We start from the raw sequence: 12,127 nt of genomic DNA on the forward strand, positions 1-12,127 counted from the left end.
TCAACCACGAATTTCCGCGTGCCGTCGGTGCTGGCCACCCCTGACACGCCGCCGTGTCCGGCGCGAGTTTCAAAGATATAGGCGCGGTCATCGCGGCTGTCATGCGGCAGATCGCCCCAAAGCAGGCGGTAGGCGAATTCGCGCGCGGTGCCTGCCAGCATTTTGCCCTCGGGCACCCAGAAGGCCACGATGTTGTCGTTGACCTCCAGATCGGTCGGGATCTCGACCAGACGCACCGCGCCTTTGCCCCAATTGCCCATGGGTTCGACATTGACCGACGGCCGACGCTCGTAATGGGCACTGGCATCTTGGTAATTGGCAAAGTCGCGGTCGCGCTGATGCAGGCCGAAGCTGCGCGGGTTTTCCTCGACAAAGTAGGAGCTGGCCAGCCGCGGCGGGTTGTTCAGCGGGCGCCAGATCAGGTCGCCATCGGCGCGGGTGATCGCCAGACCGTCGCTGTCATGGACGTTGGGGCGGTAGTCGTCAAAATTCGCGCGATTCTTTTCGGAGAACAGGAACATCGAGGTCAGCGGTGCGATGCCAACCTGATCCACATCGGCGCGGAAATAAAGCCGCGCGGTTACGTCCATCGCAGTGACCGCGCCGGGGCGGATCACGAAACGGTAGGCGCCGGTCACGCTGGGGCTGTCGAGCGCGGCAAATACCGTCACCGCATCCGAACCCGGTTCGGGGCGTTGCAGATAGAAGCGTGAGAAGCGGGGGAATTCCTCGGCCTTTGACAGCCCGGTGTTGACGGCAAGGCCGCGGGCGCTGAGGCCATAGGCATTGCCGCGGCCCAAGGCCCGGAAATAGCTGGCGCCGAGGAATGCCACCACCTCGTCGAACAGATCGAGACGGTTCAGCGGCGCGGTCAGACGGAACCCTGCCACGCCGGGCAGCGGTTCGTGGGTGGGCGCCCGGCTGGCCAGTGCGTTGTAATACAGAAAGTCATCTGTGCTGAAGCGCAGCGCGCGCGCGGTCTCGCCGTTGATCTCGAACAACAGCACCGGCTCTTTGAACAGCCAGCCCATGTGGAAGGCGTGCAGCTGGAAACGGCTGTCGTCGCCACGCCAGCGCGCCCGGCCCGGATTGAAGTTGATCAGCCGGTAATCATCATAGCTCAGCTGGTTCAGAAAATCGCTCGATGCTTTTTCGGGGGCCTGGTAGGAGGTTTGCGCAAGCGCGCGCATCTCTTCGCTGAGCAGGTCGAATGAAAACGGCTGCGGACGGAACCCGTCAGTCGCGGCGTCTTGCGCCCAGACCGGCCCCGGCAGACCCGTGCCAGCCGCAATCAGGGCAGAGGCCGATAGACCGGCAAGCAACGCGCGCCGTGAGGGGCGGAACTGGCCGTAAGGGCGGGCAGGGGCAAGGGGCATGGTGATTTTGCGAATCCCGGAAAAGGCGTGCTACTGATGACAGTTAGATGGCAAAGCTTCTACATCGAAGGAGGCGTGCGTAGCGCATAGCAGCCATGCACCCACGGAATGCCTTGCCGCTTTTTTTCGCAGATGTCTAATATTGTTGATCTTTCCGCGAAGGCCCCGGTTTTTTCGGCTGACGATCATGCCCGGTCGTGGCGGATATCCGCCGAGGAAATCTGACGAACTTGCGGCAAGGCGCCGAAAACAGGTGGTTTTTTTGTCAGACCCCGGCCGCGGGCGCCACTTTGTGCGGCAATTTGGAAAGCCCTCGGGCGGGCGGTGCGGACTGTGCGATTTCGGCGCTTAACAGTGCTGCGCGGTGGGGTATAGCCTTGGGAACAGGCAACAGAGGGCCGGGCGATGGTCGATTGGACGATACTGCTGGAATGGGCCGAATTCGCCATGCGCTGGCTGCATGTGATCACCGCGATCGCCTGGATCGGTTCGTCGTTTTACTTCATCGCGCTTGACCTGTCGCTGCGGCCTGAACCGGGCGCCCCCGAGGGTGTCCATGGCGCCACATGGCAGGTGCATGGTGGCGGGTTTTATCACATGCGTAAGTATCGCGTGGCCCCGCCGGGGATGCCCGACGAATTGACCTGGTTCAAATGGGAGGCCTATTCGACTTGGCTAACCGGTTTTGCCATGTTGGTGCTGGTCTATTACCTTGGCGCCGAGTTCACGCTGATCGACCCGGCACGGGCCGATCTGCCGGTTTGGGTGGCGGTGACGATCTCGGCGGGGTCGCTGGGCTTTGGCTGGGTTGTTTATGACCTGCTGTGCAAGTCGCGCTTTGGCGCCCGCAGCACGGCGCTGATGCTGGCGCTTTACGCGCTGCTGGTGGTAATGGCCTGGAGCTATGCGCAGGTTTTTACCGGGCGCGCGGCGCTGCTGCATCTGGGCGCCTTCACCGCCACGATCATGTCGGCCAACGTGTTTTTGATCATCATCCCCAACCAGAAGGTGGTGGTGGCCGATTTGATCGCCGGGCGCAGCCCCGACCCGCGCTATGGCCAGATTGCGCGGCAGAGGTCGCTGCACAACAATTATCTGACGCTGCCGGTGGTGTTTCTGATGCTGTCCAACCACTATCCGCTGGCTTTTGCCAGCGCGTGGAACTGGGCCATTGCCAGCCTTGTGTTCCTGATGGGGGTGACGATCCGGCACTGGTTCAACTGCCGCCATGCGGGCACCGGCAGCCCGTGGTGGACATGGATTGCAACTGTGGCGGTATTCGCGCTGATCGTCTGGTTGTCGATCATCGGCACCGCCTCGGCGCAGCCGGTCACGGCCAGCGATACGTCGCCCGCTGTCCGCCGCTTTGCCGAGGCCGCGGGGTTTGACGCGGTGACCGAGATCGTCGTGGCGCGTTGTTCCATGTGCCACGCCGCCGAGCCGATCTATCCGGGCATTGCCCGCGCGCCCAAGGCCGTTGTGCTGGAGGCGCCTGCGCAGATCGCGCGTGAGGCGCGGCGGATCTATGTGCAGGCCGGGCTGACCCATGCGATGCCGCCGGGCAACCTGACCTTTGTCGAGCCCGAAGAGCGGGCGCGCATCGTGCGGTGGTATCGGGCGGCGCGGGCCGGGAGTTAAGCCGATGGGGCATCAACAGCGCGTTCCCGCCCTTGCAGCGCCGGGGCCGCGACACTAAGACTCGGGCAAGGTTCTGGGGCTATGAATTTCACGAGACGAAAAGAGGCAGGCAGCGATGAGAGACCCGATTGATCTTTACATGAACACGCTTGTTCCGATGGTGGTCGAGCAGACCTCGCGCGGCGAGCGTGCCTATGACATCTACTCGCGCCTGCTGAAGGAGCGGATCATCTTTCTGGCCGGCCCCGTGCATGACGCCATGTCGACGCTGATCTGCGCGCAGCTGCTGTTTCTGGAGGCGGAAAACCCGTCCAAGGAAATTGCCATGTATATCAACAGCCCTGGCGGTGTGGTCACCAGTGGCCTGTCGATCTATGACACGATGCAATACATCCGCCCCAAGGTTTCGACGCTGGTGATCGGTCAGGCTGCCTCGATGGGCAGCCTGTTGCTGACTGCGGGTGAAAAGGGGATGCGCTTCTCGTTGCCCAACAGCCGGGTGATGGTGCACCAGCCTTCGGGCGGGTATCAGGGGCAGGCCACCGACATCATGATTCACGCGCAGGAAACACAAAAGCTCAAGAACCGCCTGAACGAGATCTATGTGCGCCACACCGGGCAGGAGCTGGCCACCGTCGTGGCGGCGCTGGAGCGTGACAACTTCATGTCGGCCGAGGATGCGAAAGACTGGGGCCTGATCGACGAAATCCTGTCCAGCCGCGGCGAGCCCGACAAACCCGCAGCCTGACTGCGGCGCATCGTCAACCCCGCCGGGGAATTTTGACGTTGTGATGAACAAGGGGCTGCCCTAGTCTTTTGGCGAAGGAAGCCCGTTAAAAGGCCCCGGCACAAAGGTGTTCCGGGCAAGCCACAGAGGATGACGATGGCCAACAACACCGGCTCGGACAGCAAGAACACGCTCTACTGCTCGTTCTGTGGCAAGAGCCAGCACGAAGTGCGCAAGCTGATTGCAGGGCCGACCGTGTTCATCTGCGATGAATGCGTCGAACTGTGCATGGACATTATCCGCGAGGAAACCAAGACCAGCGGCCTGAAATCGACCGATGGCGTGCCCACGCCGCGCGACATCTGCAAGGTGCTGGACGATTACGTCATCGGTCAGGAACATGCCAAGCGCGTGCTGTCGGTCGCGGTGCACAACCACTACAAGCGGCTGAACCATGGCGGCAAATCCGACATCGAACTGGCCAAGTCGAACATCCTGCTGATCGGCCCCACCGGCTGCGGCAAGACGCTGCTGGCGCAGACATTGGCGCGGATTCTGGATGTGCCGTTTACCATGGCCGATGCCACCACGTTGACCGAAGCGGGCTATGTCGGCGAAGATGTGGAAAACATCATCCTCAAGCTGTTGCAGGCCAGCGAATACAACGTGGAACGCGCGCAGCGCGGCATTGTCTATATCGACGAGGTCGACAAGATCACGCGCAAGTCCGACAACCCCAGCATCACACGCGACGTGTCGGGCGAGGGGGTGCAGCAGGCGCTGCTGAAGATCATGGAGGGCACAGTTGCCTCGGTGCCGCCTCAGGGCGGGCGCAAGCACCCGCAGCAGGAATTCCTCCAGGTGGACACCACGAATATCCTGTTCATCTGCGGTGGCGCCTTTGCCGGGCTTGACCGGATCATCGCACAGCGCGGCAAGGGCAGCGCGATCGGCTTTGGCGCCGAAGTCAAAGACCCTGAATCGCGCGGCGCAGGCGAGTTGTTCAAGGAGTTGGAACCCGAAGATCTGCTGAAATTCGGCCTGATCCCCGAATTTGTCGGTCGCCTGCCGGTGATCGCCACCCTGACCGATCTGGACGAGGCCGCGCTGGTCACCATTCTGACCGAGCCGAAGAACGCCTTGGTCAAGCAGTACCAGCGGCTGTTCGACCTGGAGAACGTCAAGCTGACCTTCACCGAAGATGCGCTGACGGCCATTGCCAAGCGTGCGATCAAGCGCAAGACGGGGGCGCGCGGGTTGCGGTCGATCATGGAGGATATCCTGCTGGATACCATGTTCGAACTGCCGGGGCTGGCATCGGTGCAAGAGGTGGTGGTGAACGAGGATGCGGTGAATACGCCGGGCACCGCGCCGCTGCTGATCCATTCCGAGGCCAAGAAGGGTTCGGCCACCGCAGGCTGAGGGCGCAAGGCGCTGGACCTGCGAGCGCGTCTGCGGCATATCGGGCGCGGGAGCCTTTGGGAGAGATAGAGATGAAACGCCTTCTTCGCTTTGCGACTTGGTGGGACAACCAGACCTATGGCACAGAACTGTTCACCCGGCGCCATGGCGTCAAGGTGGGCGAGGATACGCAGGGCAACATCTACTATCGCTCGCGCGATGGAAAACGCCGCTGGGTCATCTACAACGGCGAGGTTCAGGCAAGCCGGGTGTCGCCGGACTGGCACGGCTGGCTGCATTACACCTGGGATGAAACGCCCAGCGAAAAGCCTCTGGCGCACAAGGCCTGGGAACTGCCGCATCTGGAAAACCTGACCGGCACCGAAGGCGCCCATGCCCCCGCCGGGTCGCTGCGCCGGACCGAGCCATTGGTGCGCCGCGACTATGAGGCGTGGCAGCCGGAATAGACCGATGTCGGAAAATCGCCTTGAGGTGTTGACGGGCGCTGCCGTTCTGGCAGTTGCGGTGGGCTTTGTGGTCTGGGCCGGGCAGGGCGCAGGTTTTGGCGCGCGCGCTGGCAGCTATGATCTGCGCGCCTCGTTCCGTTCGGTCGAGGGGGTGACGGTTGGTACCGATGTGCGGCTGGCAGGGGTCAAGGTGGGCACCCTGACCGCGCTGGACCTGAATCCGCAGACCTTCTTTGCCGATGCCACGATCTCGATCCGCAACGATGTTCTGGTGCCGGATGACAGCACGGTGCTGGTGTCGTCCGAGGGGTTGCTGGGGGGGGCTTTCATCGAGCTTCAGCCCGGCGGCAGCCTTGAGAATTTTGCGCCCGGCGATGAGATCGAGGATACCCAGGGCGCTGTCAGCGTGATTTCCCTGATGATGAAATTTGTCGATGGCGGCGGTGACAAACCCGCCGAGGGGGCCGAGTGATCCGCGCCGCGCTGGTGCTGCTGGCGCTGACGGGCGCCGCTGGCGCGCAGCAGGTGGCCGAGGCGCCGGGGGCCGTTTTGCGCGGGCTCGACAAGATTGCCGGCGTCACCACCGATCTCGACATGCGCGCGGGCGAAACCCGTGCCTATGGCCGGTTGCAGGTGACGCTGTGGGAATGCCGCTATCCGGTCGAAGACCCGTCCTCCAACGCCTTCGCCCGGCTGACCGTGGTTGATACCACGCAGAATGCCGAGGTGTTTTCGGGCTGGATGATCGCCGACAGCCCCGCGCTTTCGGCGCTGGACCATCACCGCTATGACGTCTGGGTCATTCGCTGCAAGACCGACTGAGCACCCTCTTCGGGCGGGGCGGTGAACTGGCAGCGGCGGGCCAGGGCGCGAGCCAGCAGCGCCCGGTAGGCAGCCCGCGGGATTTCCCGTCCGCCGAGGGTTTGCAGATGCGGCGTGATATATTGGGTGTCGAGCAGCGAAAACCCCGCCCGTCGCAGCCGGTCTACCAGCCAGACCAGCGCGATCTTTGAGGCGTTTGTGCGCTGCGAGAACATGCTTTCGCCAAAGAATGCGCCGCCCAGGGCGATCCCGAACACGCCCCCCGCCAGCCCCTGAGCGTCCCAGACCTCGACCGAATGGGCAAGGCCTCTGTCGTGCAGCTTGTCGTAAAGATCGACCAGACCCGCGCTGATCCAGGTTTCGGGGCGCGCAGCGCAACCTGCGACCACCGCCGAAAAGGCACTGTTGGTTCGAATAGTGAAATTCTCTCGCAGAACAAACCGCCGCAGGGAATGCGATATGTGGAAATTGTCCAAGGGCAGAATACCGCGGCGCTGCGGGTCGAACCAGTGCAGCACGTCGCTGTCGCGGGTTTCGGCCATCGGAAAGATGCCCTGCGCGTAGGCCGACAACAGCAGATCGGGGGTCAGGTCGGCGGTGCGCATCCGGTCACGTTACTTGGAAACGCAGCCAGTCTGGCGCAATTCGCCGGGCGGTGCAAATGCCCCACCCGGCCAAGGCGTCAACTGAAGTTCTGGGCAAGCCACTTTTCCAGCCAGTGGATCGAATAGTCCCCCCGCTGGATGTCGGGTTCTTCGAGCAGTGCGCGGAACAGCGGCACCGTGGTGTCAATTCCGTCCACGATCAGCTCGCCCAGCGCGCGGTTCAGTCGTGCCAGCGCCTCGGGGCGGTCGCGGCCAAACACGATCAGCTTGCCAATCAGACTGTCGTAATAGGGCGGGATCGTGTAGCCGTCATACAGCGCGCTGTCCATCCGCACGCCCAGGCCCCCCGGCGCGTGATACTGGGTGATCTTGCCGGGGCAGGGGGAAAAGTTGGGCAGTTTCTCGGCGTTGATCCGCACCTCGATCGCATGGCCACGAATGGACAGGTCTTCCTGGACAAAGTCCATCGGCAAGCCCGCGGCGACCCGGATCTGTTCGCGCACGAGGTCAACGCCAAAGATCGATTCCGTCACCGGATGTTCCACCTGAAGCCGGGTGTTCATCTCGATGAAGTAGAATTCGCCATCCTCGAACAGAAATTCGATCGTGCCGGCACCGATATAGTTGATGCGGGCCACAGCATCGGCGCAGATATTGCCGATGCGCGCGCGCTGTTCGGGGGTAATGGCCGGGCCGGGGGCCTCTTCAAACACCTTCTGGTGGCGGCGTTGCAGCGAACAGTCACGCTCGCCCAGATGCACTGCGCGGCCGCGGCCGTCGCCGAAAACCTGAATTTCGATGTGACGCGGCCGCTGGAGGTATTTCTCCATATAGACCTCGTCATTGCCGAAGGCAGCCTTGGCCTCGGCGCGGGCGGTGCGGAAGGCCACTTCCAGTTCGCTCTCGTCTTTGGCCACCTTCATGCCGCGACCGCCGCCGCCCGCGGTGGCCTTGATGATGACCGGATAGCCGATGTCGGCTGCCACGCGCTTGGCGCTGTCCACATCGGCCACACCACCGTCAGAGCCGGGCACACAGGGCACGCCCAGCTTTTTCATCGTGTCCTTGGCGGTGATCTTGTCGCCCATGATGCGGATGTGATCCGACGACGGGCCGATAAAGGTGATGCCGTGATCTTCCAGCACCTGCACGAAATTGGCGTTTTCCGACAAAAAGCCATAGCCTGGATGGATCGCCTGTGCGCCGGTGATTTCACAGGCCGAGACGATCGCCGGGATCGACAGATAGCTTTCCGACGAGGGGTTCGGCCCGATGCAGACCGATTCATCGGCCATTCTCACATGCATGGCGTCGGCATCGGCGGTGGAATGGACGGCGACGGACGCAATCCCCATCTCGCGGCAGGCCCGGATGACACGCAGCGCGATCTCGCCCCGGTTGGCGATCAGGATCTTGTCGAACATGGCCGCCTCACTCGATGATCATCAGGGGGGTGCCGTATTCCACCGGCGTTCCGTCATCGACCAGAATCCGTTTCACGGTGCCCGATTTCGGCGCGGGAATGTGGTTCATGGTCTTCATCGCCTCGATGATCAGCAGCGTCTGGCCCTCGCGCACCGGGCTACCCACGGCCACGAAGGGCTCGGCGCCCGGCTCGGCGGCAAGATAGACGGTGCCGACCATCGGTGACGGCACAGCGCCCGGATGCGCAGCAGGGTCGCTGGTTGCGGCGACTGTGACCGGGGCTGCGGCGGCGGGGGCGGGGGCGGTGGCGACCGGCGCGGCATAGGTCACCGGGGCTGCGGCCACCACGGTCGCCTGCTTGACCACGCGCACCTCAAGGCTGTCGTCTTCGCCGTATTCGCGTTTCACGACCAGCTCGGTCAGCTCGTTCTTGTTCAAAAGCTCTGCCAGCGCCTGAATGAAGGCCACGTCGCTGTCATGGGGTTGTTGGGTCATGCCATCCTCAGGTCTGATGCGCGGCAGGGGCCCGCATCCTGTGCGGGCGCAGCCAATATCCGGGGGGTTATACGCCAGCCCGGCGGGCGAGGAAAGCCGCGAGTTTTCCGACAGGTCATCGCCATGGGGCTACTTTTTGCGGCATAGGGCCGCGGGTCTGCCTGCCGCATGTGCAGCCAGCAGGCTGTCGCACTGCGGCGTATTTTACCGTTTGATAAAAAAAATGACCTGTGCCAGCCTTTGCAAAACACGCAAGCCAGGGAGGTCGATGTGACCACAAGCCAGCTGACACCGGGGGTTGTTGCCGGGCGGCTCCGCGCCGGGGACTATTGCACGAACTTTGCCGATGTCGCTCCGCCGCTGGATGGGCACGAGGCGCGGGTGGCCGCCGACCGGTGCTATTTCTGCCATGATGCGCCCTGCATCACGGCCTGCCCCACCGGCATCGACATCCCCCTGTTCATCCGCCAGATCGCCACCGGAACGCCGATGGCAGCGGCAAGAACAATTCTGTCGCAAAACATCTTTGGCGGCATTTGTGCCCGCGTCTGCCCGACCGAAACCCTGTGCGAAGGCGCCTGCGTGCGCGAGGCGGCCGAGGGCAAGCCGGTCGAGATCGGCGCATTGCAACGCTTTGCCACCGATACGATGATGCGCGCAGGCCCCCAGCCCTTTGGGCGTGCCGCGGCCAGCGGGCGGCGCGTGGCGGTCGTGGGGGCGGGGCCAGCGGGGCTTGCCTGCGCGCACCGTCTGGCGCTGTTGGGGCATGAGGTGACGGTGTTTGACGCCCGCCCCAAGCTCGGCGGTCTGAACGAATACGGCATCGCCTCTTACAAGGCGCCGGGCGGGTTTGCGCAGGCCGAGGTGGACTGGCTGATGCAGATCGGCGGTATCACATTTGAAGGCGCTTGCGCGCTGGGGCGCGACATCATGCTTGATGGCCTGCGCGCCGATTTCGACGCGGTGTTTCTGGGGCTGGGTCTGGGGGGCGTGAATGCCCTGGGCATTCCGGGCGAGGATCTGCCCCATGTCACCCCCGCCACCGATTTCATCGCCGATCTGCGGCAGGCGTCTGATCTGGCCATGCTGCCCGTGGGGCGCAATGTGGTGGTGATCGGCGGCGGCATGACCGCGATCGACGCCGCCGTGCAGGCAAAACTGCTGGGGGCCGAGACTGTGACCATCGCCTATCGCCGGTCACGCGCGCAGATGCCGGCCAGCCGGGTGGAACAGGACCATGCCACCGCGAACGGCGTCAAGATCGTCGAACATGCCGCGCCGGTGGCGATACATGGCGCGGGCGCTGTGGCCGAGGTTGAATTTGCCTATACCGCCGAAGGCGCCCAAGGGCTGCACACCCTGCCCGAAACCTTCCGGCTGAAGGCCGATCAGGTCTTGACCGCCATCGGGCAGAAGCTGGGCGCCCTGCCCGAGGGGCTGACGCTTGCGGGTCGCAAGGTCGCGGTGACGGGCGCGGGCCGCACCAGCCTGCCCGGCGTCTGGGCGGGAGGCGATTGCACCCCCGGCGGCGAAGATCTGACGGTGACGGCTGTCGCGCAGGGGCGCGATGCGGCCGACGACATCCATGCAAGCCTGATGGCGTAAGGGGAAGACCATGGCAAACCTTGCATCCGAATTCGTGGGCATCAAATCCCCCAACCCGTTCTGGCTCGCCTCGGCGCCGCCCACCGACAAGGAGTATAACGTCCGTCGCGCTTTCGAGGCTGGCTGGGGCGGCGTGGTCTGGAAAACACTGGGGCTGGATGGCGCGCCGGTGGTGAACGTCTCTGGGCCGCGCTACGGCGCGATCTATGGCCCCGACCGGCGGCTGATGGGGCTGAACAACATCGAACTGATCACCGACCGCCCGCTGGAGGTGAACCTGCGCGAGATCAAGGCGGTCAAGCGCGACTACCCCGACCGTGCAATGGTCGTGTCGCTGATGGTGCCCTGCGATGAGGAAAGCTGGAAATTCGTCCTCAAGCAGGTCGAAGACACCGAGGCCGACGGGGTGGAACTGAACTTCGGCTGCCCGCATGGGATGGCCGAACGCGGCATGGGCAGCGCCGTGGGGCAAGTGCCCGAATACATCGAAATGGTCACCCGCTGGGTAAAGGCCAATTCACGCATGCCCTGCATCGTCAAGCTGACCCCCAACATCACCGACATCCGCCGCCCCGCCGAGGCCGCCAAACGCGGCGGCGCCGATGCGGTGAGCCTGATCAACACGATCAATTCGATCACCTCGGTCAACCTCGACAGCTTTGCGCCCGAACCCACCATCGACGGCAAGGGCACGCATGGCGGCTATTGCGGCCCGGCGGTCAAACCCATCGCGCTGAACATGGTGGCTGAAATCGCCCGCAACCCGGCCACCGCGGGGCTGCCGATCTCTGGTATCGGCGGTGTCACCACCTGGCGCGATGCCGCCGAATTCATGGCTCTGGGCGCGCATAATGTGCAGGCCTGCACGGCGGTGATGACCTATGGCTTCAAGATCGTGCAGGAAATGATCTCGGGCCTGTCGGAGTATATGGACACCAAGGGCTTCACCTCGACCGGCCAGATCGTGGGCCGCGCGGTGCCCAACGTGACCGACTGGCAGTATCTGAACCTGAACTATGTCACCAAGGCGGTGATTGATCAGGACAAGTGCATCAAATGCGGCCGCTGCTATGCCGCCTGCGAGGACACCAGCCACCAGGCCATCGCCATGGGCGCCGACCGGGTGTTTACCGTGAAAGACGAAGACTGTGTGGCCTGCAACCTTTGCGTCGATGTCTGCCCGGTCGAAAACTGCATCACCATGAAGGAACTGCCCGTTGGCGCCACCGACCCGCGCACCGGCCGCAAGGTGGAACCCTATGCCAACTGGACCACGCATCCCAACAACCCTATGGCCAAGGCGGCGGAATAAGGCCGGGGGCTTGGCTTGCGCGGGGGCAGTCGGGGCCGATTTCCGCCGCCGCCGCGCTGGCGGTCGCGGCAGGCAGGCCGTGCTGCGGGTCGCCGCAGGGGCCACCATGCGCCAAGCCTGCACCGCTGCGGGTATCGACCCCGACGCGCCCCTTGTGGGCATCCCTGCCGAATTGTTCGCCGAATAGTTCCCGAAGTGAAGATCGGAACAACTGTCGCGCTTTCGGGCGCGGCTTTTTTCGTTGTCATAGGCGA

12 protein-coding genes are annotated in these 12,127 nt (G+C 63.7%); 8 read left to right on the forward strand and 4 right to left on the reverse strand.

Annotation, left to right across the window (positions count from 1 at the left end; genetic code table 11):
• The coding region (locus C5F46_RS09470; RefSeq protein ID WP_107325119.1) for an OpgD/OpgG family glucan biosynthesis protein at window positions 1–1,376 on the reverse strand (1,376 nt) is incomplete at its 3' end.
• A 405-nt stretch (window positions 1,377–1,781) separates the two neighbouring features.
• Here C5F46_RS09470 and C5F46_RS09475 point away from each other — a divergent pair.
• The 6 genes from C5F46_RS09475 (at window position 1,782) to C5F46_RS09500 (ending at window position 6,431) form a co-directional block, all read left to right on the forward strand.
• Window positions 1,782–3,014 (forward strand): urate hydroxylase PuuD, encoded by a 1,233-nt coding sequence (locus C5F46_RS09475; protein WP_107325120.1) that lies wholly within the window; start codon window positions 1,782–1,784, stop codon window positions 3,012–3,014.
• Window positions 3,015–3,129: 115 nt separating this feature from the next.
• On the forward strand, window positions 3,130–3,762 hold the full coding sequence (locus C5F46_RS09480; RefSeq protein ID WP_107325121.1) for an ATP-dependent Clp protease proteolytic subunit: 633 nt from the start codon (window positions 3,130–3,132) through the stop codon (window positions 3,760–3,762).
• Between the two features lie 135 nt (window positions 3,763–3,897).
• Window positions 3,898–5,163, forward strand: coding sequence for an ATP-dependent Clp protease ATP-binding subunit ClpX (gene clpX / locus C5F46_RS09485; RefSeq protein WP_107325168.1), 1,266 nt, complete (start codon window positions 3,898–3,900; stop codon window positions 5,161–5,163).
• A 71-nt stretch (window positions 5,164–5,234) separates the two neighbouring features.
• A complete protein-coding gene (locus tag C5F46_RS09490; RefSeq protein WP_107325122.1) occupies window positions 5,235–5,609 on the forward strand; it encodes an NADH:ubiquinone oxidoreductase subunit NDUFA12 in 375 nt (124 codons plus the stop codon).
• A 4-nt stretch (window positions 5,610–5,613) separates the two neighbouring features.
• Window positions 5,614–6,081 (forward strand): outer membrane lipid asymmetry maintenance protein MlaD, encoded by a 468-nt coding sequence (gene mlaD / locus C5F46_RS09495; protein ID WP_107325123.1) that lies wholly within the window; start codon window positions 5,614–5,616, stop codon window positions 6,079–6,081.
• A complete protein-coding gene (locus C5F46_RS09500) occupies window positions 6,078–6,431 on the forward strand; it encodes a DUF2155 domain-containing protein (RefSeq protein ID WP_107325124.1) in 354 nt (117 codons plus the stop codon). The genes mlaD and C5F46_RS09500 overlap by 4 nt, the downstream gene beginning before the upstream one ends.
• Here the strand turns inward: C5F46_RS09500 and aat are convergent.
• The 3 genes from aat to accB all read right to left on the reverse strand — a co-directional run bounded on the left by aat (window position 6,395) and on the right by accB (window position 8,956).
• Window positions 6,395–7,036, reverse strand: a complete 642-nt coding sequence (gene aat / locus C5F46_RS09505; RefSeq protein WP_107325125.1) for a leucyl/phenylalanyl-tRNA--protein transferase — start codon at window positions 7,034–7,036, stop codon at window positions 6,395–6,397. The two genes, C5F46_RS09500 and aat, sit on opposite strands and share 37 nt — an antisense overlap.
• 77 nt (window positions 7,037–7,113) lie before the next feature.
• On the reverse strand, window positions 7,114–8,460 hold the full coding sequence (accC, locus tag C5F46_RS09510) for an acetyl-CoA carboxylase biotin carboxylase subunit (RefSeq protein ID WP_107325126.1): 1,347 nt from the start codon (window positions 8,458–8,460) through the stop codon (window positions 7,114–7,116).
• Between the two features lie 7 nt (window positions 8,461–8,467).
• Window positions 8,468–8,956 carry an acetyl-CoA carboxylase biotin carboxyl carrier protein gene (gene accB, locus C5F46_RS09515; RefSeq protein WP_107325127.1) on the reverse strand — a complete coding sequence of 163 codons (489 nt, stop codon included), beginning with the start codon at window positions 8,954–8,956 and terminating at the stop codon, window positions 8,468–8,470.
• A 270-nt stretch (window positions 8,957–9,226) separates the two neighbouring features.
• Between accB and C5F46_RS09520 the strand changes: the two genes are divergently transcribed.
• Both C5F46_RS09520 and preA read left to right on the forward strand, forming a co-directional pair.
• Window positions 9,227–10,561 (forward strand): NAD(P)-dependent oxidoreductase, encoded by a 1,335-nt coding sequence (locus C5F46_RS09520; protein ID WP_107325169.1) that lies wholly within the window; start codon window positions 9,227–9,229, stop codon window positions 10,559–10,561.
• A gap of 10 nt (window positions 10,562–10,571) precedes the next feature.
• Window positions 10,572–11,873: an NAD-dependent dihydropyrimidine dehydrogenase subunit PreA gene (gene preA / locus C5F46_RS09525; RefSeq protein ID WP_107325128.1), complete on the forward strand. Its 1,302-nt coding sequence runs from the start codon at window positions 10,572–10,574 to the stop codon at window positions 11,871–11,873.
• Window positions 11,874–12,127: the final 254 nt, after the last annotated feature.

The sequence above is a fragment of the Phaeovulum veldkampii DSM 11550 genome (assembly GCF_003034995.1).
GTDB classification, from domain to species: Bacteria; Pseudomonadota; Alphaproteobacteria; order Rhodobacterales; family Rhodobacteraceae; genus Phaeovulum; species Phaeovulum veldkampii.